Annotated in this window: 22 protein-coding genes and 3 pseudogenes; 15 read left to right on the forward strand and 10 right to left on the reverse strand. The window is 68.5% G+C overall.

Translation table 11 applies throughout. From position 1 onward, the window contains the following. Positions 1–34 precede the first annotated feature (34 nt). Positions 35–427 carry a hypothetical protein gene (locus HS99_RS04570; protein WP_141763662.1) on the reverse strand — a complete coding sequence of 131 codons (393 nt, stop codon included), beginning with the start codon at positions 425–427 and terminating at the stop codon, positions 35–37. Between the two features lie 203 nt (positions 428–630). On the opposite strand from HS99_RS04570, the gene HS99_RS04575 reads away from it, so the two are divergent. After that, a complete protein-coding gene (locus HS99_RS04575; protein WP_030557111.1) occupies positions 631–1,284 on the forward strand; it encodes an ankyrin repeat domain-containing protein in 654 nt (217 codons plus the stop codon). A 705-nt stretch (positions 1,285–1,989) separates the two neighbouring features. Here HS99_RS04575 and HS99_RS42255 read toward each other — a convergent pair. After that, a complete protein-coding gene (locus tag HS99_RS42255; protein WP_030557113.1) occupies positions 1,990–2,334 on the reverse strand; it encodes a hypothetical protein in 345 nt (114 codons plus the stop codon). Positions 2,335–2,781: 447 nt separating this feature from the next. Then, positions 2,782–3,204: pseudogene (locus tag HS99_RS04585) on the reverse strand (transposase); the annotation flags it as partial. 29 nt (positions 3,205–3,233) lie between these two features. Between HS99_RS04585 and HS99_RS44610 the strand changes: the two are divergent. The 3 genes from HS99_RS44610 to HS99_RS04595 all read left to right on the forward strand — a co-directional run bounded on the left by HS99_RS44610 (position 3,234) and on the right by HS99_RS04595 (position 5,427). After that, on the forward strand, positions 3,234–3,557 hold the full coding sequence (locus HS99_RS44610) for a hypothetical protein (RefSeq protein WP_157881874.1): 324 nt from the start codon (positions 3,234–3,236) through the stop codon (positions 3,555–3,557). 137 nt (positions 3,558–3,694) lie between these two features. Continuing rightward, positions 3,695–4,381, forward strand: coding sequence for a DEAD/DEAH box helicase (locus HS99_RS48350; RefSeq protein ID WP_370863222.1), 687 nt, complete (start codon positions 3,695–3,697; stop codon positions 4,379–4,381). Between the two features lie 518 nt (positions 4,382–4,899). Next, on the forward strand, positions 4,900–5,427 hold the full coding sequence (locus tag HS99_RS04595) for a hypothetical protein (RefSeq protein ID WP_030557117.1): 528 nt from the start codon (positions 4,900–4,902) through the stop codon (positions 5,425–5,427). Positions 5,428–5,493: 66 nt separating this feature from the next. On the opposite strand, the gene HS99_RS04600 is transcribed toward HS99_RS04595, so the two are convergent. Together HS99_RS04600 and HS99_RS04605 are read right to left on the reverse strand one after the other, a co-directional pair. Continuing rightward, positions 5,494–5,943 (reverse strand): hypothetical protein, encoded by a 450-nt coding sequence (locus tag HS99_RS04600; RefSeq protein ID WP_030557120.1) that lies wholly within the window; start codon positions 5,941–5,943, stop codon positions 5,494–5,496. Beyond that, positions 5,940–6,667 (reverse strand): annotated as a pseudogene (locus HS99_RS04605) (IS256 family transposase); the annotation flags it as partial. The gene HS99_RS04600 and the pseudogene HS99_RS04605, both read right to left, overlap by 4 nt. A gap of 374 nt (positions 6,668–7,041) precedes the next feature. Here HS99_RS04605 and HS99_RS04610 point away from each other — a divergent pair. After that, the gene (locus HS99_RS04610) at positions 7,042–7,446 is read left to right on the forward strand and encodes an STAS domain-containing protein (RefSeq protein WP_050366180.1); all 405 of its coding nucleotides are present in this window, start codon (positions 7,042–7,044) and stop codon (positions 7,444–7,446) included. Positions 7,447–7,458: 12 nt separating this feature from the next. Continuing rightward, positions 7,459–7,686 carry a DUF6296 family protein gene (locus HS99_RS04615; protein ID WP_141763663.1) on the forward strand — a complete coding sequence of 76 codons (228 nt, stop codon included), beginning with the start codon at positions 7,459–7,461 and terminating at the stop codon, positions 7,684–7,686. Positions 7,687–8,192: 506 nt separating this feature from the next. Here the strand turns inward: HS99_RS04615 and HS99_RS40675 are convergent. From HS99_RS40675 to HS99_RS04630, 3 genes are all read right to left on the reverse strand, one after another. Next, positions 8,193–8,801 carry a Fic family protein gene (locus tag HS99_RS40675; RefSeq protein WP_043481393.1) on the reverse strand — a complete coding sequence of 203 codons (609 nt, stop codon included), beginning with the start codon at positions 8,799–8,801 and terminating at the stop codon, positions 8,193–8,195. Next, positions 8,788–9,531 carry a hypothetical protein gene (locus tag HS99_RS04625; RefSeq protein WP_030557125.1) on the reverse strand — a complete coding sequence of 248 codons (744 nt, stop codon included), beginning with the start codon at positions 9,529–9,531 and terminating at the stop codon, positions 8,788–8,790. Before HS99_RS04625 ends, HS99_RS40675 begins: the two co-directional genes overlap by 14 nt. 414 nt (positions 9,532–9,945) lie before the next feature. Next, positions 9,946–10,833, reverse strand: coding sequence for a LysR family transcriptional regulator (locus tag HS99_RS04630; RefSeq protein WP_030557127.1), 888 nt, complete (start codon positions 10,831–10,833; stop codon positions 9,946–9,948). A 210-nt stretch (positions 10,834–11,043) separates the two neighbouring features. Between HS99_RS04630 and HS99_RS04635 the strand changes: the two genes are divergently transcribed. The 8 genes and pseudogenes from HS99_RS04635 (at position 11,044) to HS99_RS04670 (ending at position 19,110) form a co-directional block, all read left to right on the forward strand. Beyond that, complete coding sequence (locus HS99_RS04635) at positions 11,044–11,514, forward strand: hypothetical protein (protein ID WP_030557128.1); 471 nt, start codon at positions 11,044–11,046, stop codon at positions 11,512–11,514. Between the two features lie 226 nt (positions 11,515–11,740). Further along, on the forward strand, positions 11,741–12,484 hold the full coding sequence (locus HS99_RS46245) for a reverse transcriptase domain-containing protein (RefSeq protein WP_232543311.1): 744 nt from the start codon (positions 11,741–11,743) through the stop codon (positions 12,482–12,484). Beyond that, positions 12,463–12,795 (forward strand): group II intron maturase-specific domain-containing protein, encoded by a 333-nt coding sequence (locus tag HS99_RS46250; RefSeq protein ID WP_050366179.1) that lies wholly within the window; start codon positions 12,463–12,465, stop codon positions 12,793–12,795. Before HS99_RS46245 ends, HS99_RS46250 begins: the two co-directional genes overlap by 22 nt. Then, entirely contained in the window at positions 12,792–13,055 is a 264-nt protein-coding gene (locus tag HS99_RS46255) for a hypothetical protein (RefSeq protein ID WP_050366178.1), read from the forward strand. Before HS99_RS46250 ends, HS99_RS46255 begins: the two co-directional genes overlap by 4 nt. Positions 13,056–13,164: 109 nt before the next feature. Then, a pseudogene (locus tag HS99_RS48675) lies at positions 13,165–14,084 on the forward strand (IS701 family transposase); the annotation flags it as partial. A 1,273-nt stretch (positions 14,085–15,357) separates the two neighbouring features. Continuing rightward, the gene (locus tag HS99_RS04660; protein ID WP_030557129.1) at positions 15,358–15,804 is read left to right on the forward strand and encodes a hypothetical protein; all 447 of its coding nucleotides are present in this window, start codon (positions 15,358–15,360) and stop codon (positions 15,802–15,804) included. 141 nt (positions 15,805–15,945) lie between these two features. Next, entirely contained in the window at positions 15,946–16,842 is an 897-nt protein-coding gene (locus tag HS99_RS04665) for a hypothetical protein (RefSeq protein ID WP_030557131.1), read from the forward strand. Positions 16,843–18,174: 1,332 nt separating this feature from the next. Continuing rightward, entirely contained in the window at positions 18,175–19,110 is a 936-nt protein-coding gene (locus HS99_RS04670) for a reverse transcriptase domain-containing protein (protein WP_232543314.1), read from the forward strand. 387 nt (positions 19,111–19,497) lie between these two features. On the opposite strand, the gene HS99_RS47650 is transcribed toward HS99_RS04670, so the two are convergent. Together HS99_RS47650 and HS99_RS04685 are read right to left on the reverse strand one after the other, a co-directional pair. Further along, positions 19,498–20,211, reverse strand: coding sequence for a HEAT repeat domain-containing protein (locus HS99_RS47650; protein WP_267885589.1), 714 nt, complete (start codon positions 20,209–20,211; stop codon positions 19,498–19,500). A 234-nt stretch (positions 20,212–20,445) separates the two neighbouring features. Continuing rightward, positions 20,446–20,856, reverse strand: coding sequence for a winged helix-turn-helix transcriptional regulator (locus HS99_RS04685; RefSeq protein WP_030557134.1), 411 nt, complete (start codon positions 20,854–20,856; stop codon positions 20,446–20,448). Positions 20,857–20,982: 126 nt separating this feature from the next. Between HS99_RS04685 and HS99_RS04690 the strand changes: the two genes are divergently transcribed. Then, positions 20,983–21,963: an NADP-dependent oxidoreductase gene (locus HS99_RS04690; protein WP_030557136.1), complete on the forward strand. Its 981-nt coding sequence runs from the start codon at positions 20,983–20,985 to the stop codon at positions 21,961–21,963. Positions 21,964–22,064 lie beyond the last annotated feature (101 nt).

Below are 22,064 nucleotides of genomic sequence, written 5' to 3' on the forward strand. Positions count from 1 at the left end.
TCTCAGCGGCGATCGTCTACGTGGTTTGAGCCGGTCAGGAGCGCGTGGCTGCCGTTGGGGTCAGCTGATTGCGCAGCAGGGTCAGTGCGACGACCGCACCGAGAAGCAGCCAGCCGCCGGAAGAGACGAGGGAGTCACCGAAGAAGAGAGCGGCAGCGACCACCGCCGCAAGGCCGATGGCTCCGCCTACCACGGCGGACGCACCCCGCAAGCCGCGTACTGACACAGGGCGGCGCACCGCGACAAGCACGGCCGCTGCGGTGACAACGGCCAACAGGTACAGCGCCGCGTCCACCCACCAGCCAGGCGCCCATGATCTGCCCCGCCAAATCGCGAGAGGACAGAGCAGCAGCGGACATTCAGCCATCAGCCCGAGTAGCACGATCGTGGTTCGGTCGGCGTGCTCTGATCGAGCCTGGTTGCTCACGTGGACCCCCGTCTCCGGACGTCACTATACAGAGCCAGAACGGACCGTTGCGAGGCGAACCGTGAGTGCCGACGGGAAGCTGACCAAGCAGCAGACCGCGCTGCCGGACGCCCTGCACGCCGCCTGAGTCCGGGCCGGGAGCGGGGGCGCACCCGCCCCCGGCCCGGGGCTAGCATGCGCGGCAGCGGACCGAGGGGGAGCGGATGGTCGATTGGGACGGCGTGGCGGAGCGGGGCGTCTACAAGGACGTCCACCAGGCCGAGCGGGACCAGCTGTCCGATGCGGCGCACAGGGGCGACTGGCCGGCCGTGCTGGCCGCCGTCGCGAAGTCGCCTGGCCTGGCCAACACCCGTCGTGTCGGCGGCCGCAGCGGCTGGGCGCCGCTGCACCAAGCTGCCTGGCACAACGCCCCGGCCGAGGTCGTCCGGCAGTTGTTGGATGCCGGCGCCTGGCGTACCCTGCGCTCGATGGAAGGGGAGCGCCCCGCCGACGTCGCCGTCCGGCTCGGCCGAGACGCCCTGCTGCCGCTGCTGGAACCGGCGCCCCTTCACCAGGTGCCGGAGCCGGACCTGCGGGCGATGGAGCACTTCCTGCACGCGCTGATCCGGGTCCGCACCGAGTACTACGCCGTCAAGACGGCTCTGGTCCTCCCGCAGGTCTGCGTCCTGACCGAACTGCCCGACACCGAGCTGTGGTTCGGTGTGCCCGGCATGTACGGCGGCTTCGGCATCCGCCTGGAGGAAGCCGCGACCGCGCCCCGCCTCAGGGTGACCAGCCACTGCCGGATGGTCGGCTATTCAGGCCACACCCACCACATCACCCCGGACAGCTGCCTGCTGGTCGATTCCGGCTGGTAGTCGAACAGGCATTCCGCCTCGAGGTTTCACCGGAGGCACCGTCCTGGTGGCCGCTGCTGGCCTCTACCAGCTGAGCGACGCCGACCACCAGGCCGTCCGCGATCTCCCCCGCACCCTTGACCCCGCTGCGCCGGAGCCTGGGGCCGCCGGGTGGTCCTGCTGGTGCGCGGTGCCGGGCGCCGCCGCTGTGAAGTGCGCGTGGTCATGATGGTTCCCCTCCGAGTTGTGGGTGGCTGGACGGACGCGGCCGCACACGATGACGTGCAGTGGTGCGGCGTCCCGGGCAGGGCCGGGGCGGGTCCGTGGCACCGCACGGTAGGGGAGTGAGCACGCCGGTCAAGCCCCCCGGAAACCCGGCGACAACGCGGGCGACCAGCGTCAGGGCCTACCCGGGAAGCCGGCGGACACTACACCGTTCTGGCGGCTGGTCAACCCCCGCCGACCTGCGGAACCACCTCGGGACGACTACACCGGCCCCCTGGCGTTAATCACGAGTCGTGGCGTCAGTTGTTCACGAGTTTGGGAGTCACCCCGAACCACGGACGGGTGATGTTCACGAGTTTCGACGTCATCGGGTACTTGCCAGGTCAGCATCGGGAGTGCTCCCGGTGAAAGGCCCTGGTCATGCCGCAGATGTCGAAGGTCGAGCTGTACGCCGCGATCCGGCGCGACCACCGCGCCTCGGCCGGACTTGTCGCGTACGACTCAGTACATCGGGTCTTCCTGCGCGGGCTGCCACTTGTCGAATAGCCAACGTGGGTGGGAGGAGCGGAGGTACGTGAGGTGCTCGTCCCAGTTCACAGCTCCCAGCGCCTGAACCTCTTGCAGCGCGATGCTGCCGGTCGAGTCGATGGTGAACCCCCAGGAGAAGCCGGCCAGCGGCACGACGCGCCGTTCGCTGTCATCCATCGGTGTCCACGCCAGATAGCTGTGCGCTGTCCAGTCCAGGGAGGCTCGCTCATCCCGTGACGGGGCATCAAACAGGGTGGGATTGGTGCCGAAGAACGCGTAGGGCGACGGCGCGTCCTCGAAGAGGTAGAACGGGTCCATGTCGAACGCAGCTCCCGCAGAGGAGTTGTCCGTCGACCGCACCAACTGGACCCAGCCGAACAGGGCCGGTAACCCTTGCCCGGATAGTCCACCACCGCGGTGCAACACGGGAAGCCGACGGTCGAGGGATGCTTGCCGACCGCAGCAGGATCATCGACACGTTCAAGCGTCACCGTTACTGAACCCTGCATGTCATCGCGTAAGAAGGGAATGATCACGACCTCACCCTGCCGCGCGCCCACGTCGGTGACAAGGGCTGGGATGGCCTGAAAGCCCACAGTAGGTGCTGAACGATGTCCGCCGGAGAGCGATTCAGCATGACAGCTTCAGGAGCAGGCGCCCACCGTCCGGTGACGTCATTTCTCGTGAACATCGGCAGCACTCAAGATCGCCAACTGCTGCCCGAACCGCTGATCAAACGCTGCTACTTCACGTGAACGAAGCCATGCGGCCGGTCTCCAGCGCGACGACGAACGAGTACGGCCAGCCGGGCATCATCTGGTGCTTCGCTTCGCCGCGGCCGTAGGTGTGGCAGTACGACCGGTCCGAGCAGGTCCCGGCGTCCGGCCGAAGCCACGGTGAGACGTCCACCGCGAGCACCAGGCGGCCATCGGCAGCGCGCGGCACCGGCAGGCCGGCCAGCGCGGCCCGCAGCCGACCGATGTCCATGCGGCCCCGGTTCAGCGAGCCGTACAGGGCTCCGTGCCCGCGCCGGTGCTCGGGCGCCAGCGCAAGATCCACCAACGTCTTCACCGGTCCATCGGTGCACAGCACCGCGTCGGCCGGTTCGAACAGCGCGTCTCGCCGCCCGGTCAGGCAGTCGTCCTTCGCGGGCGGTCCGTTCGACGTGCGCGCGGTGGTGGCCGCCATCTCACTCCGGCGCCTCTCACCTCGCGCCGGTGGTGCACGCGACGGGTCAGGCCGGCGGGCGCCTGGCGTTCACGGTGCGGATGCGCGCTGACCAGTTCACGATGTCGGCCGGCTCGAAGGAGGACTCGCCGGGTCTGCGGCGCGGGTTCGTTCCGCGCGCGGACGGCACGGAGGAGCGCACCTACGGCTCGGCCTCCACGGGCGGGTTCGACGCGGTCGAGTGGTCCCAGCGGGTCGCCGAGCACCACGGCGACGTCACCGAGGCGATGCGGGCCTGGCTGGTGGAGACCGGCCGCGCCGTCGAAGACGCCGACATCCAATACCTCGAAGTCCGCGGCTGGATCTCCGAGTAACACCCCGGACCCCCGGCACCCCAAGACTTGGCAGACGAAGGAGACGCACCGCCGTGGACACCACCACCACACCCGAGACCGCCGTCCAGGCCGGGCCGCTGCCCATCCCCGCGCAACCGACCGCCGGCGCGGGCCTGGTGAACCCGTTGCCATTGCAATGGTTCCAGAAGGACGCGGTGGCGGCCGCCGTACGGCAGGTGAAGAACGGCGGCCGCGCGACTGTCGTCGCCGCGACCGGCTCCGGCAAGACCCTGATCGCCGCCGGCTGCGCACGGCGCCTCGCCGCGCGTGGCGTGGTCCTGGTGCCGACGATCGAGCTGCTGGAACAGACGGCGGAGGCCTGGTCGCTGCGCGGCGGGCGCCGGGAACCTCACCGCCGCGTACTGCCTCTACCTCCACCACATCCGCATGGGCGAGCTGCGCGACGCGGAGCACTGGTTCCACCAGGCCGCCCGCCTCGACGAAGACGCACCGGCCCCGGTGCCGCCCGCGATGCCGGACCTGCCCGGCTACCCGCACCTGGCGGCGCTGATGGCCCCGCCACTGCCCGATCCCGCCTGCCTCCCAAGCCCGGACCACGCCCCTGCGCGAGGCCATCGACGGCCTGCCCGGCGCCCACAGCGAGATGTGCGGGCCCTTCAGCCTGCCGACCGGCGACATCGCCCACCAGCTCCAGGAACTCGCCGCCCACTGACCCGCCGGGCCTACCCCACCGACCGCGCGGGCCCAGCCCCGAACCCATCCCAGGAGACTCCCTGTGCTCACTCACGACCCCGCAATCCTCGCCCTGGCCACCTCGGCCGCCGGCTACCTGGCCACCGTGACCGTCCTCGCGCTCACCGCGATCGCCGCCCCACCTCGGTCCGCCGACGCGAGGCCCGCACCATCCTGGCCCTGCTGCTCAACCGCAAGCCCTGATCTGCCCTATCGAACCCCGCACGGAACCCGGACGACATCGTTGAACCCGGTCACGCCACGCGCCGACCACCAGGTGATCGGCGCGTGCCTGGCGGTCGACCGAGGTCTCGGGGATCGATAGTCCCCCGAGCCGCCGAGCCACTTCAGCACGGGATCACGAGCTGCATCAACACCCCGCATCGTGGAGGAATCGTCAAGACCTGTGGATCGACAGGGGCACCGGATGCTCTCCCGCAGTGATCAAGAAGCATGGCTGGCACGGCAGACTCCGATAGGACGGAAAACATCGACGTCGAGATAAATGACCGGGGGATGTCTATCACCGGGGCCCAAGCCGACCAAGGCGAGGGCGCGTAACTGCCGTGAGTTAACCTCCACCCGCAGGTGCACCCCGCCCTGCAGAGCGACGGCAGAGGGAACACGGATGCCCATCGATGACTTCGACGCGTGGCGAAGCGAACTGCTGGCCACCGGCAATATCGTGCAGGACGCGGACGATTCAGTCCCGCAACCGGAGGCCGAGCGGCGCTTCCACCGCTACCGCGAACTGGCTGATCTTGTCGACGGCACGGAGGGCCCCAAGGCGGTCGCGGCGCTGGTCAGCTCGATGCAGGCTCGCCACGACTACGGTGCGTACCAGGCAACACACAGTGCGCTCTCTAGATTTCCCCTTGCTGAACTGGCGCGCGGCATGATCTTGGCGGCGCCCGCTCTGGTGGCCATGAGCAGAGACCGTGCCGGCGAGGTTCTCCTGCCAGTGGCTCTTGCAGAGACGGCGATCGTTGAGGATTTCACCCATGCTGCCGCTGACCTCGACCAGCAGATGCGCGATGAGCTGGCTGCCGTCATCGCCAGTCAGGAAGAAGAAGGCGGCTGGTTCGATCGCCCGCGCGCACGCGGTCGACTCCGCGTCGGACCGTTCGAAGCAACCCTCGCGGATGAGCTGCGATGACAGTGGGGCAGCGGATGGCAGGACACGCTGTTCATCGGGAAGCCCCGGGCCTCGGACGAGCAATAGTCAGGGCTTGTGGGTGGGGCTCTCCGGCTCGGCTGCGGTGATCGCGGCTGCTGCGAGTCGGGCTTGTTCGCGCACCTGTGGGTCGGGGTGGCGGAGGAACGGCTCGATCAGCGTGCTGGCCTGCGGGTCGTGGGTGGCGCCGAGGATGTAGAGGGTGTGTTCGAGGAGCTCGCGCTCCATCGTCGGCATGGCGGCGGCCAGGGGTTCGACGAGGTCTAGGGGCAGGCGGTGGTGATTGAACGCCTCGCTGATCGAGTTCAGGGCGGACTCGCGGACCTTGGTCACCGGTTCGTTGACGGCCAGGCTGACCAGGCGTCCGACGACCAGGTTGGCGGTGTCCGTGTCGAGTGCGGTGCCGCGCAGGAGATCCCCGAGGGTGTCGGCGGCGACATCCCGACGGTTCGGACCGCGGTGGGTCAGCGTTTCCAGCGCCGCGAACATGTCATTCATGCCGCCACCTCGGATCGCTCGACCAGGACGCCGTTCTCGAAGCGCCCGCCAGCGCGGACCAGGGGCACCAGGTTGGCTCCGGTGATCGCGCGCCATCGTGCCTGGGCGGACTCGACGAGCTTGAACACCATCGCGAGCGCGGCCGTCGGGCTGCCGGCACCGCGGGTGACCTTGGTGCGGAGCTTGACCGTGGAGAAGGTCGACTCGATGGGGTTGGTGGTCCGCAGGTGGATCCAGTGCTCGGCCGGGAAGTCGTAGAACGCGAGCAGTTCCTCCCGGTTGTCGGTGATCTTCGCCACGGCCTTCGGAAACTTGGCTTCGTAGGTCTTCGCGATCGCCTCGATCGCCTTCTCAGCATGGGTGCGGGACTCAGCGTTGTAGATCTCCTGCATGGCCTTCACCGCGCCGGGCTGCGCGGACTTCGGCAGGCAGTTGGTGACGTTGCGGGATTGGTGAACCCAGCACCGCTGCGGCCTGGCGGCCGGGAACACCTCGCCGAGCGCCCGCCAAGGCCCATGGCGCCGTCGCCGACCACCAGTTCCGGGTCGCGCATGCCGCGTCGGCGGCAGTCGCGCAGCAGGTCGGCCCACGACTCGGTGGACTCCCTCAGGCCCTCGGCCAGGGCGATCAACTCCTTCGTGCCGTCCAGCCGAACACCGAGCAGCACCAGTACGCACGAGTGGGCCTGACCAAGGCGGATCTTCGGGTGCACGCCGTCGGCCCAGTACCGACACGCCGCTTGTCCAGGCCGGATGATTAACCGGCACCCGCAGAGCTCCCACCAGCAGGGCGAGCGCGCTGCGGGAGAGCAGGGCGTCGGCCTGCTCCTGCTGCGTGATGCGCACCGCGGTGTCCACGGGCCGGGCCTTCCTCCGGTGACCAGGTTGTCGGTCAGTGGGCCGAAGCCCGTGCCGGGGACCGGGCGCGGCGCGCCGGGGTTGGCGGAGGCGGCGGTGCGATCACACGGTCGGATGTGCGGCGGGGACCGGTTTGAGCGGTCGGCCCCGCCGGGCCGAGGCCTCGGGAATGGCGTGGAGCCGGTCGGGGGAGGCAGGCTCGAAGGCGGACAGCTTCCTTCGCGATAGGAGGGGCCCGCTCATGTCCACCCGCCGCTCCTTCCGCTCCCAGAACCCCGGCGTCCTCGCGCCGCTGCTGCGGGTCACCGCCTTCACCGTGCCCGGCCGGGCCGTGGTCGTCCGCCTCGATGGGGACGCCGACCATGACCAGCGCCGGCACCTGGAAGCAGCCCTGAGCCGTGCGGTTGCCCTACGTCCGCCCCGGCTGGTGATCGACCTCGCCGGCCTGGGCTTTTGCGACTGCACCTGCCTGAATGCCCTGCTCGGTGCCCGCCTAGCCGCCCAGGCCGCCGCCATCGAACTACTGCTGGCCGCCCCCACCGCACAGGCACGCCGGTTGCTGGAGATCACCGGCACCGATGAGCTCTTCACCGTCCGCCCGAGCGTGTGCGCCGCCCTCGGCGACGCCGGCGCCGAAGCCAGGTGAGACCCTGTGAACATGCCTGCGCGGTACGCGATCACCCTGCCCGGCACCCCGGGCGGGCACGCGCCCCCGGAGGTCGTCGTCGTCCACGCCACGGGCGAGCGGACCGCGGACGGGGCCCCGGTCTACGCCGACGAGGCGGGCACGTTCCGGGTGGAGATCCGGGCGGGCGCGGCCCGGCCGCTGGACGCCGCGCCCGGAGCCGGACGGCACACCTGTCTGCACGCGACGGCCCTGCCCTGACCTCCGCCTGCGGTAGCACGGCCCCAGGTCGTCGGTGTACTCGAAGGTCTACTGCTCTTTGCCCACGGCAGAGAATCGTACGTGCGACCGGATCCGGCACCCGGCTGCGCCCCGCCGATAGAGTCGGCGATACCTTGATGACCGCCCCGGACAAGTCGGCGATATTTTGATGGCCAGGTCACGGTGCAATAACGCCGAACGCTGCCAGGCCCACGCGATCCACAGATCGCACGACTCAAGGCCACCAACGCCGATCTGGTCCAGCGGCTGCGGTACCGGGACGGACAGCTGAAGGAGCTTGCCGAGTTCAAGCTCCTGCCTGCGGGTCGGGTCGGTCTCCACCGACATGCGCGATCGAGGCCCGCAAGGCGATGGAGGGCGAGCGCCCGCGCTGCGAGCTGCGATGCGGGCAGGCCTCTGCGCAGGCCGTGTCCGTTGCCGCGACGAGCCGCACCCGCCGTGTGGAAGCTTGGTCTCCATGCATTTCGTAGATCGCAGTTGAAGGGTCAGCCTCGGCGGCGGTTGAGTACACCGATGAGGGTGGCCAGGTCGGCGGCGCCGGCCGGGTCGTCCGGGTAACGGGTGGTCTGGAGAGGACCGACCTCCGGAAGGATGACGTCCTCACGGGCAAGGACGTGGGTCAGGGTCAGCAGGGCCGCGCGGGCGTTGCCGTCGGCGAAGGGGTGGAAGAAGGCCACGTCGAGGTACGCGCGAGCCGCGCGGGCGGCCAGCGCGACTTCCGGGTCGGTCGCTTCCCGCAGGCATGCGGCGAAGTCAGACTGAGTGCGCGGGGTCCGGGCGTAGCGTTCACGGCCGGCCTTTGCGTAGGCGTCGTTCTCACGGAACGGCGCCTCTGTTTCGCCGAGAACCTCGCGTTGCCAGGCCGCCAGCAGGGCGAAGTCCAGCGGGGCGCGGCGGGCGGCATCGGCGCGGGCTCGGGTATAGGCCAGGTGCAGGCGCTTGGCGCGGGCGGGGTCGCGTTGGCGGACCGGTCCCTCGCACCATGCCCGGAACCCGTCGCGCGCCGTCAGGTTTCGCCGCAGAGTGGGTGCGTGGTGCCAGTCAGTCTCGTGGCGCACGCGCAGCCAGGTTGAGAGGCTGTCAGTGGTGGTCATGGAGCTCCTCCAGGTCCGCCCACTGGCGGTGGTCGGGGTAGGGGATGTGGCCGGTGAGATCCGCGGCGAGGTCCTCGCCGACGGATTCGATCAGTGTCCGTCCGGGGTTGACCCAGCTCTTGAAGCGTCCTCCGATCGCCCTCTCCACGGCCTGTCCGGCCTCGGCCCGGCCCATACCGGTGGCGGTGAGGAACCAGGTCAGGACCACCGACGCCAGGCCCTGCCAGCCGGCTTCCGCTCCCGAATCCAGCACGTGCGTCACGAGCCGGACGCAGGCCCGTTCCAGGTACCAGCTGCGGTCCTCGGGACAGGTGTGCGGTGGCGGCGCAAGCTCGGTGAAGCGCTGGGCCAGCCGCTCCAGCCACTCTCTCCACTCCAGGAGCGCGGCCACGGCCCGCGTCGCGGTCTCGTCAGGGGTCGTCACCGAGCTTGGCCCGCTGACCCAGCTTCCGACGGGGCCGCCGTGGCGGTAGCACCAGTTCCACCCCCACGCCCAGCTGCCGTATCGCTCGCGGATGACCGCGTCTACCTGGCGTTCGCACCAGTGCTCGGCCTGCCACCAGCCCGCCATGCCGGAGAGCACGGGTGGCACCCACTCGCGGATCAGCTCGCGAAGACGGGTTTCCTCATCCTCGTCCCACGGGAACGGGTGGCGGGCGGGGTCGAACTCGTCCCAGTTCCGAATGCCCTCGTAGGTGATGGGAGGTACCCGGTTCTCGGGGAAGGGCAAGGTGTCTCGGTTGTACCTCAGTGCGGTCCCCCTTCCCGCTGTCCGATGTGATCAGCGCACCAGTCTCGGCTCGCGGACCCCGGGGAGGCGAACGGTTTTCCGGACCGCCGACTGATGCCACCTGATGAAGACCCTCCCCGCGGCGAGCAGGAAGATCCGGCCGGGCGCCAGGCATGACGCCACCGCTGCATCGACCGTACGGTGACCCGAAAACCAGCCGCGAGCACCCTGTTGCCGTCACCGCGTTCGAACTGCTCGGCGGCGGCCTCCAGCCGCACCCGCTTACACCGGGCTCTTGGGCAGTGAACCCGCCACCCTGCGTGTATCGCGCCCCGATGTTATACCGCAGGGATCGAGGGCCGTCAGCACCTACTGCAAGGCGATTTCACGCTGAGTGACTGAAATCGAGCATGCTCAAGTGGCCGAGCAGGCTTCCATCAGGGCGTTGACCACGACGCCGACCGCAGGACGCGCGGCTGAGGTGGACCGCCAGATGGCGAGTACCCGGCGGCGAGGGGCGTCCGCCAGGGGGATAAACCGCACGGGGGCTGATGTTCGTTCACGTCCCAGGTGGGGAATGATGGCGACGCCCAGACCTGCCGCGACCAAGGCGATCTGCGTGGGGTGCTCCGAGGCAGTGTGAGCGATGCGGGCTGTCTTGAGACTGCGCAACAGCCAATCGTGACACAGTTGTCCCTTGCTCGAGGTGATCCAGTCCTCTGCGCCAAGATCGGCCAGGCTCAGCACCGGAAGACCAGCGAGCCGGTGGTCCGCCGGTAGGGCGATGTCATAGGTGTCTTCAAAGAGGACACGGTGGTCCAAGCCCTGGGGTAGGGCGAGTGGTTCGTCGGTCCAGTCTTCGACCACGGCCAGGTCGAGCAGCCCGCGTTGCACCGCGGGGATGGCTTCGTACGGTTCCTGTTCCCGCGCCGACACCATCAGGTCGCGGTACCGAGACCGGAGGGCCCGCAGGGTCAACGGGAGCAGCGCGCGGGCGGCGGTGGGGAAGGCCGCGATCGTGAGGCTTCCGGTCACCGCTCCGCGGTGCTGCGCCATGGTTGCCATGACGCGCTCCACCTGCGCGAGCAGATCTGCCGCCTGTCCGGCGAGCAGGGTGCCGGCCTCTGTCAGGCGAATGCCTCTTCCCTGACGTTCCGTCAGGTTAGTGCCGATCTCCTGTTCAAGTCGTGCGATCTGCTGCGAGATCGCCGAGGTGGTGACATGAAGGAGCTGTGCCGCACCCACGACCGACCCGGTCGTCGAGACTGCGTGCAGCACGCGCAGGCGTTCGAGGTTCAACATCTCAGTGATGCTATGAGATGCAGTCGACGGATTTTCACTTGTCCTTCCCGATGATCCACTTCAGAGTGGACGCAGTGCAGCAGGCCGCGGCCGCCGGACGCGTACACTGGCGATCGCTGGAGGTTCAGCGCGAGGACGGCTCGTGTGCGATCAGGCGGCCAGCCGGGGGGCGGATCGCTCCTCGGCGTTCCATGACTGAGGAATCACACTTTGAAGCTCAACACGATCCGCAAGATGGTCGCAGCCGGCGCCCTGGCTTTGGGCCTCGTGGGCGTCGCCGACACCCAGGCAATGGCGACGACGTACAGCTCGGCGTTCGATGGGCGATACCTGTACCTCACCGGGAGCCCGGTGGAGGGCGGCGGAAGCGCCTGCAGCTCCCGGCAGATTTACCTGGCCGCGGGCGACTACGTCTGGGGCATGGTCACCGACCAGGGCGATGACACCGCGACCATCGCCGGAGACGGCATCTACCGGTCCTTCGACATGAACAGCCCTGGCGTGCGTTCGATCTACCTGGCCGCCGGTACGTACAGCTGGAACGACTGCATCACCCAGCATAACGGCTACTACAGCATGACCAGCACCCTGGACGCCGGGTACGGCCCCGCCACCCTCTACGCGAGCAACATCTACCTCGCTTCGGGCGGCTACACCGTGGGAAGCCTGCTCGAACACTGACCGGTAGTCGAAGAGACGGCCACACCTCACCCCACGCGAGACCTGTGTCCTCGATGTGCTGGCACATCGAGGACACGTACTCGATCATCAGCTCAAGCTGCACCGATGGGCAAGGAGCGATCCGGACCGCCGGTTCGCTGACGTATTCAACTTGATCTGCGACCGGGCCATGCTGTTGGTGGCCTGGGAGCGGGTGTCTGGCAACCGGGGTGCCAGGACAGCGGGCGTGGATGCGGTCACCCGCTACCACGTCGAGGAACGCCTGGGCGTGATCCCGTTCCTGGAGGAGCTTCGCTCCTCGCTCAGGGACGGGTCCTTACAAGCGCTGCCGGTCAAGCAGGCGGTGACCCCCAAGAAGAACGGCAAGGTCCGTTACCTGGGGATCCCGACCTTGCGGGACCGGGTCGCGCAGATGGAGCTCAAGCTGGTCCTGGAACCGATCTTCGAGGCTGACTTCTACCCGTCCAGTTACGGGTATCGGCCAGGACGTCGGGCCCAGGATGCCATCGCCAAGATCAACCACCTCACCAGCAGGCCGTCGAACTACGAATGGGTCATCGAGGGCGACATCAAGGCCTGCTTCGACAACGTCGATCATCACGTCCTGATGGACCTGGTGGGCGAGCGCGTCAAGGATCGCAAGGTCCTGCGGTTGGTCAGCGCGTTTCTGCGGGCCGGGGTTGTCGAACTGCACGGTGGACTCGCGGAGACCCTCACCGGGACTCCGCAGGGCGGGGTCGCCTCCTCGCTGCTGGCCAACATCTATCTCTCCGTCCTGGACCGGCACTTCGCGCGGATCTGGGACGAGGAGATGTCCCGGCATTGCGTCGGCAACACCGGCGCCGACGGGGGCTGCCGAACTTCCGGCTGGTGCGATACGCGGATGACTTCGTCGTGCTCGTGCACGGCACGAGGGAGGACGCGCAAGCGCTCAAGACGGAGATCGGCATGCTGCTGGCCGGTCGGCTGAAGATGACCCTCTCGGAGGAGAAGACCCACATCACCCACATCGACGACGGTTTCGTCTTTCTCGGCTTCCACATCCAGGCGAAGACCCGAGGAGACGGTCGCCGTGTCGTGCTCACCATCCCGTCCAAACAGGCTTTGGCGTCGGTGATGCACAAGATCAAGAAACTGACGGAGCGGGGCACGACCCTGCTCTCGTTGGAGGCGGTGCTGCGGACGGTCAACCCGGTCCTGCGGGGCTGGGCGGCCTACTTCCGCTACGGCGCGTCAAGAAGACGTTCTCCTACCTCGGCCACTTTGCCTGGTGGAGAATGATCCTCTGGATACGCCGCAAGCACCCCCGGCTGACCTGGAAACGGCTGCGTCGGCTGTATTTCGGAGCCGACTGCATCACCGAGGGCGGGATCGTCCTCTACAGCCCGGCGAGGGTGCGGGTCGAACGCTACCGCTATCGCGGAGCGCAGATCAGCACGCGTTACAACGTCGACGAGGTGAACCCAGACGGAGCGCGCGTCCGCCGGACCACCCACGATGATGTGGCCTTCGTCGGCCAGGTCAGCGAATACCTCGCCTGACCCAGCGGGTCACGTGGAGAGCCGGATGCTCGGCCAACGGGCATGTCCGGTTCGGCGGGCGGGGACGGGAAGACCGACACCCGAAACGGTGTACGGCGTCCCGTCCCCAACCCAACTCGTAAAGAAAGGCACCACCTCCGCCGGAGTCCAGCGCCAGTACTCCGGAACCGCCGGCCGCACCGAGAATTGCCAGATCGGCGTCTTCGCCGTCTACGCCACCAACCGCGGCCACGCGCTGGTCGACCGCGAGCTCTACCTGCCCAAGTCCTGGACCGACGACCGCGAACGATGCCGCGCCGCCCGGATCCCCGACGAGCGCGTCTTCGCGACGAAGGGCGACCTGGCCCGCACCATGATCACACGCGCGCTGGCATCGCCTCTGCCCATCGCCTGGGTCACAGCCGACTCCGCCTACGGCCAGGACTCCCACTTCCGCCGATTCCTTGAAGACGCCCAACTCTCCTACGTGGTGGCAGTACCCAAGTCCCAGCAGGTCCACGGCCCTCGCATTGACCACCTCTTCCGCCAGTCCCCGCCCGAGGCCTGGCAGCGGCTGTCCGCCGGGGTCGGCGCGAAGGGCGAGCGCTTCTACGACTGGGCCGCCGCCCGCCTGCCCGCCATCTGGGAGTTCGACGGCGACGAACCCGCCAGCGTTGGATGCTGGCCCGCCGCAGCATCACCAGACCCGACGAGATTGCCTACTACCTCGCGTGCGCGCCGCTGGAGGCCACCGTCGCGGACCTGGTCCGTGTCGCCGGCTGCTGTTGGAAGATCGAGGAGTGCTTCCAGAGCGCCAAGAACGAGTGTGGCCTGGACCAGTACGAAGTACGCCGTTTCGTGGGCTGGTACCGACACATCACGCTCGCCATGCTCGCCCACATGTTCCTGGCTGCCATGGCCGCCCAGGAACGCGAAAAGGGGGAGGCGATCGCGACGCGCCCGGCCTCGTGGACCTCACGCCGGCCGAGATTCGCCGTCTGCTGGCAACTGGACCTCACCACCGTCCTCCGGACCGCAGCCTCGCAGTGACCTGGTCTCGGTGGCGGCGCCGACACCAAGCACACGCCCGCCGCTGTCACTACATGCGGCGCGGCCACCCGTGGGTGGGACATCCACGTCAAAGCCGCCCCACCCACCCAGCAGCCCCGCTACACTCGCCGCCACCAAACCGCTGACCAGGACATACGGAGAACTCTCACTGGAGTACTAGAAGCGATCCGTAAACCCCACATGAGGCTTGGGATTAGCGCGAGTGTTCGTGTTTTCCTTATTCGGGTGATCTCGACGTTGTCGCCGCATGAAGACAGGGCCCCTGTGCAGCTTGGAGGTTGTCGAGACCAAAAGCCACAAGGAGGCCCTTTTGTCGCTTTTGTACGCCGTCGCCGCGGTCGGCGGCAACTCGGCACCCCAAGGTGTGACTGCTCCGGATCGGTGGCGAGCCCGGCGAGCGCATTGACGCCCGCATTACCTGGCACTTTGACGGCTACGATCCCAGAATGGACAGCGCCCCGCGAACGCCACCGACCAACCGGCCGACGGGGTGGACCAGGTCCGAGTATGCGCCCGGCCCGACTGTCCGAACCCGGTCCCGGCGGCCCGCACCAGGCCGCGCCTCTACTGCTCCCGCTCATGCCGCAGCAAAGTCGACCGTGCCAAGGCCAAGGCAACGACGGGGAGCGGACATGCGCGAGGACCAGGAGCACGCCCGAGACGAACGGCAGCCGTCGGCCCGGGCGGGCCAGCGCTCCAGGGCGATGGCGGCCGCCAGCCCTTCGGTCTTCGCGATGCGGTAGACGGTACGCGGGCCTTCCGGCGGGCGCTGATCCCGCCACGCATGCGGATCCCGGCCTTGCGGTCGGTGCCGATGTATGAGGTTCGGCCAGCTGCCGTGAGACCGTCAAGGTGGTGGCGTGCAGGAGGCGTGTGCATCGCCCACGACCGATCCGGGCGTCGCCACAGCGCATAGTGAGCGCAGGTGTTCGAGGTTCAAGATCTAAGCGCTGCTACGAGATGCGGTCCACGGATGCTCGCTTGCGCCATCCGGTGATCAAGCCCCAGAGTGTGATCATGCGCCGGGCCGCCGTTACTCGGGGGTAGCGCCGCAGGCCGATCCGTTCGGCTTCGGTGTGAGGGGGTCGGGCGCCCTCGTTGTGACGCTCGCGCTGTCAGGAGACCCTTCCAGCGCTTCGAGGTTCATGACGCGTCTGCCCGTGACGCCCCCCGGCAGCAGACGCGTCGTCACCTCCCCTCCTCCTGGACTTCCAGGGCTTCACCCTCATCGGATCATCGGAAAGGCACCACCATGTCCGTTCTGCGCAGCAAGATCGCGCTCCTCTCCGCCACGGTCGGCCTCGCCGCCGGCACCGTGGCCCTCGCCACCCCGGCCAGTGCCGACGTCATCACGGGTGAAGGAGACCAGGGCCTTTGCACCTACCGAGTCTGCATGTCGTACTACGGCAGCGGCAACGGCGCCTGGTTCAGGTCGAACTACCCCGAGGTGACCGACCTGGCCGGCTGGCAATTCGGCCGCGGCGCGTTCAATAACTCCTACCAGTGGAGCGGTGACGGCCTGCCCGTCAAGAATGCCGCGGCCTGGATTGTGAACACCGGCTCCCAGGACATCTACGTGTATGTCAACAGTAAGGCCTACGGATGGGGCGCCTACGACCTGGTCTACCCCGGCCACGGCGGCAACCTGCAGGTCACCCGCAACAACGAGGCCTCGTACTCGACCACCCCCTACTCGTGATCGTCGCCGGCTGACGGCTGGTGGCCGTCGGCCATGCACCGATCTCGCCGGGCCGGCCGCTCCCGCAACCGCGGCCGACCCGGCAGCCACGCCCCTGCCCCAGGAAGGACCCCAACTGCCGTGCCGCGCTCCCCACACCGAGTGGCCACCACCGGATCCGCCGCGCTCGTCGTCACGGCGCTCGGCGCGCTGCTGACCGGCTGCGCGGGTCCCAACCACCCGGTGGCCTCCTCCTACCCCGCGGCCGCCGCCCCGACCCTGGCGGACATCTCGGCAACGCCCAGTGCGGCCGTCCCGTCCGCCGCCCCGACCGACCTGAGCACCCTGCGCCTGCCGATCGAGCAGTACGTGCTCACCCCGGCCGAGAACGCCGAGCTGACCCACGCCACCTGGGTGCTGGCCGCCGACTGCATTCAGCACCACGGCATCACGTTCCCGACACCGGCCGCCCTCACCGGCCTGCGCAGCGGCAGCGAGGTGCCGCGCCGCTACGGACCGGCCGACCCGGCCGCCGCCGCCAAGTACGGCTACCACAACCCGCCCGCGCCGGACGGGAACAACGTGCCGACCGACAACCTGTCCTCCTTGCCGACCGCTCAACGCACCACCGTGTTCAGCTGCCACCAGGACGCCCAGACCCGACTCACCGGCGGCGCGACCTTCGGTTCCTCACCGATCGGCGAGCAGATCAACTCCCGCAGCTACACGAAAGCCGCCGACGACGACCGGGTCAAGGCAGCCTTCACCGCCTGGTCCGCCTGCATGAAGAACGCCGGCTACACCTACGCCTCACCGATCGACGCCTACAACGACCCGCACTGGCAGGGAACTTCCACCGCCGGCCAGCAGGAGATCGCCACCGCCCAGGCCGACATCGCCTGCAAGCAGCAGACCAACCTGATCGGCACCTGGTACGCGGTGGACGCCGCCTACCAGCAGCAGCAGATCCATGCGCACCAGTCCGAACTCGACCGCGACCGCACCGCCGAGCAGCAGCAACTGACCGCAGCCCGCAAGGCATTGGGACAGAGTGGCTGAGTAGCGCGTGGGCTCGCCCGGGCCGTCGTGCACCCCGCACAGGGCCCGCAGCCCCACCGGCGGCCGGGCCGGACAGCACGGACCACGCGGTGGTCCCGGCGCCCGCCAGCCACCCGAACCCGCACCACCGACCCCGCACCACTACCCTCCACCGGGCCCCCGCCCGCCTCGCCGCCCATGCGGGTCACCACGCCAGGGAACCACCGAGCTGGGAGAACGTTGAGCGGGGCTGTGTTCGGGGCTGCTCGTCTCTACCTTGGCGGTGGAGGAGGGATAGCAGATGGGCTCGTGTTCGAGGAGTTGGAAGCCCGGGAGGCTGCCGCTCGGGCTTGGGCGGAAGAGCTGCAGACCGAGCTTGCTGGGCTGTCGGGGAAGCTTGAGCCGGCCCGTGATGGGCTGGAGCCCCCGGGCCCGGCACGGCATCACCGCATGTCAGGTGCCATTTGGGGCAGGCCGGAAATGCCGACGACCCGTGTGCCACGAATGCGAAAAGAACTGCATGTAGGAAGTTCTGGAAGCAATGCTGTGCAAGAGATGAAGGTTTGGCCCTTCGGAGTCGCCCTGCGGGGGGAGGCTCCAAACCGCCGCATGCTGCGAGAGCGGTGACGCGATCGTGGTGAGCGATGTGGAAAAGGCGCCTTGCAGGCGTCAGGTGGGGATCAGGAAGGCGAACGCAAGTGAACCGCTGATGAAGTGCCGTTACTGCATTAAGTGACATCGAAACCGGACGCACGGGTTGGAGTCCGGGATAAGTCTGGCGGGTGCCCGTCTAATGGCCAGGCGGTGTCCGGCACGGAGGCGGCGCGAGCCTGGTCTGCTGGTCTTGCACGGAACGTGGGAAGGCACGCTTCGACACTGCCGCCCGGGAGGGAGGCGAGAGGGAGCTCCCCAAGCGGCTGAACCGCAAGGGGCTGAGTACCGTCGCGAAGGGTGCTGGCGGACCGGCTCGTAGTAGTGCAGAAGCCTCTGTAACGGGGGTGGAGCGAAGGGGTCGGGTCATCCGTGGCTGTGTGTGTCTGGTCAACCGGACGTTCTCCGGGAGGAGCCGATGGACAAGCTGAAGTCGCCAGATAAGTCGTTTGAGATTTCGAAGTGGGAAGTTCTGGAGGCGTACCGGCAGGTTAAGAGGAACAAGGGAGCATCGGGCGTGGACGGGCAGTCCATCGACGACTTCGAGAAGGATCTCCAGGGAAACCTGTACAAGATCTGGAACCGCATGTCGTCGGGGACCTACTTTCCGCCTCCGGTGCGTGCGGTGGAGATTCCGAAGCAGCACGGCGGCGGCACGAGATTGGCATTCCCACTGTCGCCGACCGGGTGGCGCAGACCGTTGTGGCCAATCATCTGGGAGTCCGAGTGGAGCCTGTATTCCACGAAGACTCCTATGGATATCGGCCGAACCGGTCCGCGCTCGACGCGGTGGAACGATGCCGGCGACGCTGCTGGGAGAAGGACTGGGTGATCGACCTCGACGTCCAGAAGTTCTTCGACAGCGTCCGCTGGGACCTCATCGTCAAGGCCGTGGAGGCTCACACCGACGCCGTCTGGGTGAAGTTGTACGTTGAGCGGTGGCTCCGTGCTCCGCTTCAACTGCCCGACGGCACCTTGCAGAAGCGAGACCGGGGCAGCCCGCAAGGGTCAGCGGTCTCGCCCGTGCTGGCGAACCTGTTCATGCACTACGCGTTCGACACCTGGCTCGCCCGTAACTACCCGGGCATCCAGTTCGAACGGTATGCGGATGACGCGGTCGTGCACTGCGCCAGCGAGGGCCAGGCCCGCCACGTGCTGGCTGCGCTCGCGAACAGGATGGAGGAAGTCGGGCTGCGACTGCACCCCGACAAGACCCGGATCGTGTACTGCAAGGACGGGAACCGGCGGGGCTCGTACGAGCACACGTCGTTCACCTTCCTGGGGTTCACGTTCCGAGCCCGCGAGGCGCGGAATAGGAAGGGCGTGAACTTCACCAGCTTCCTGCCCGCGATCAGCAAGGACGCCCTGAAGAAGATCAGTGCGGAGGTCCGCTCCTGGCGGCTCCACCGGCGGATCAACCTCACCTTTGTCGACCTCGCCCGTCACATCAACCCGATGGTGCGGGGCTGGTTGCAGTACTACGGAGCGTTCTACCGCTCCGCGCTGCACCACCTCCTCCGGCGCATCAGAGCCGTCCGCGTCGACCAGCCGACCCACGGCGGTCCCCGGCAGTTACCGGGGTTGCTCAACAGTCGGTCGGGCTCAGGCCTTCCGCAGCTTCCGTTATCAACGGATTAGGTACCCCGCTGCTCTCAGCTGGCTCCGCGTGTTCCCGAAGGTTATCAGCCCCTTTCGGCCGGCCGGTAAATCCGACAACCCCTTCTGTCCATCCCTTTCCCCGGCCTGCGCCCTGCGGAGCCGTGGTGATGGTGAGCGCCCGGCGAACGCCGGACGCCCCAGGGCCCCGTCGGGCCGGATCCTCGACGAAGCCTTCGCCACCGGTGACCCCCTCAAGCTCATGAGGCTCTTCGGGATCACCGACGCGACCGCCATGCGGTACGTCGGCGCCGCCTACCCGGGGCGCACCGCGAAGCTGCCAAGGTAGCGATCGACCAGCGCATTGATCACGTCGCGGTGAACTGCGGAATCCCCGACCGCGCCGAAGACATGCACGGCGGCGACTTGTCATGCCTGGTCGCTCCGATTGCTCGCGCGGTAACGCCAGAGGCCGGAGGTCCGGTGGTCGTGCTCCGAGAACGCGTCAAGCGGTCCGACCCGCTCGTACGCCTCCTCGGTCCGCGGGTGGTCGCGGCGGGCCAGTGCCCAGGCCGCCTCCAGGCGCAGATCCTTGTCCTCCTCGTCGAGGAGCGTCAGGAAGGCGTCCAGGACGGGGGCGCTCCGGTCGTCATAGCCGGAGAGAGACTCTGCGGCGCGGCGCCGCACCCAGAGGGTGTCATCGCGCATCAGCACGAGCAGGGCGTCCCGGACCGCCGGCTCGAGTTGTCTGTCGGGAGTGAACCGCCGGCCGAACGCCTGGGCGACGGAGGCCCGGACCTTGGGCTCGGGATCGTGGACGAGGCCGAGCAGCGCCGATGCGGCCGCGTCGCTGCGAGCGGCCTGCTCCCGGCTCACGCAGAACACGGCCTCGCTGCGTACGGTCGGATCCGGATGGCTGACGTACCGCAGGCCGATGGCCTCCTGCTCCGAATGCCCGTGACCGGTGTAGATGTCCAGGACGGCGGCGAGGACTTGCCCGTCGGGCTCCTCCTGCGCCCAGGACGCCAGGAAGTCGACATCCTGAGCGACGTTCGTTGCGGGGAGCCGTAGGTGGCATCCGAGTCGGCGTGGATGCGGCGGATGTGCTCGGTGAGCTCGGCGTCGTGGCGCTTGCGCGAGCACGGCTCGATGAGGTCGCGGCGCCAGCGGTAGTAGGTGGAGGCGGGGATGTGCAGTCCCGGAGGACGGACTCGGCCCCGAAGCGGTCCTGGTGCTCGTCGATGAGCTTCAGTACCGTCGCCGGGTCGGGTCGAGCTCCTGGGCGAAAAAAGCCGAGGGAGCCCAGGTCAGGCGTCACAACCAATCTTTGGACTCACCCTTCATGTCGTGCGCGCCAGCGAGCCCTTGGCATCGCGTCTAGAGAGGACTGGGCTCCTCGGGGCGTGCGTCGAATGCGGCGCGGGCGGCGTGGACGCGGGAGGCGTGGTCGACGGCCCAGTCGGCGATGGCGGTGGTGAGCTCGCCGGCGGCGTGTCCGAGATCAGTGAGGGAGTACTCGACGCGCGGGGGCACGGTGGGGTAGACGGTGCGGGCGACGAGGCCGTCGCGTTCGAGGGCGCGCAGGGTCTGGGTGAGCATCTTCTGTGTCACGCCGTCGAGCAGGCGACGCAGCTGGCTGAATCGCAGTGGTCCGGGGGAGCGACGCAGGGCGGCGAGGACGTACAGGGACCACTTGTTGGCGAGGACCTCGATGACTGTGCGGGAGGGGCAGCTGCGGCGGTAGGTCGCGAGTAGGTCGGCGTGGCTGCGGTGCGAGTCGGTATCCATGAGGTACCTGAATACCCTTCAGGTACCTACTTCACAAGCGATACCCACGGCGACCAGGATGTTCGCCATGGCGAGGCGATCGGGAGCGGCCCGGTCCCCGTCGGCGTCGATCACCAAGGGGATTCCATGGGCAGCGATATGCGTGCGGTTGTCGTCCGCGAATACGGCGGGCCGCAGGTGTTGGAGGCGGCCCATGTGCCGGTGCCGGAACCGGGCCCGGGCGAGGTCCTGGTCAAGATCGCGTACGCCGGGGTCAACCCCGCCGACTGGCGCATCCGCTCCGGACAGGTGCGCCGCTTCGGGACCCCGCCGTTTTCGATCGGCCTTGACCTGGCCGGGATCGTCGAGACGACTGGCCCGGGCGCCATCCGATTCCAGCCGGGCGACCGCGTTTACGGGGTGACGATCCCGCCGCGCGGCTCCTACGCCCAGTACGCGGCCGTCCCCGAGTCCCTACTGGCCGCCGCGCCCCGGCGCGCGGGCCTGCGCGAGGCGGCGGCGCTACCGGTGACCGCGCTGACGGCGTGGCAGGCGCTGGAGCGCGCTGGCACGGTGGAAGAGAGCAGCCGGGTGCTGGTCCACGCGGCGGCGGGCGGCGTCGGCCATCTGGCAGTCCAGCTGGCCAAGGCACGCGGTGCCTACGTCATCGGCACCGCTCGCGAGGCCAACCACTCCTTCGTGCGCGGGCTGGGGGCGGACGAAGTCCTCGACTACACTGCGACGGACTTCGCCGCCGCGCTCGCCGCTGACGGCAGCCGGGTGGACGCGGTGATCGATCCGATCAGCGGCGACTACGGCCTGCGGTCGCTTCAGGTACTCAGGGCCGGCGGCGTCCTGGTCGACGTGCGCGGCACCGGCCCGGACCGCACCGCCCTGCGCGCACGCGCCGACACGCTCGGCCTCGGGCTGGTCGAGCTCTCCTTCACCCCGTCCGGTGAGGACCTGGCCACCCTCGCCACCCTCGTCGACCAGGACCTGCTGCGAGTGTCCCTGGCCCGCACCTACCCCCTGGAGCACGCCGCCGAAGCCCACGCCACCAGCGAGTCGGGGCGCACCCGCGGCAAGATCGTCCTTTCCACCGACACCGACCCCGATCCGCTGCCGTAGCGTCCTGTGGACTTCTCTCCCTTCATGTCAGGCAAGCCACCGAGCCCTTGGCATCAGTCATCTAGTAACGCGCGGGTGTCCACCGGTGCTCAGAACCTGGA

This window comes from Kitasatospora aureofaciens, assembly GCF_001188955.3.
Classification (GTDB): domain Bacteria; phylum Actinomycetota; class Actinomycetes; order Streptomycetales; family Streptomycetaceae; genus Kitasatospora; species Kitasatospora aureofaciens.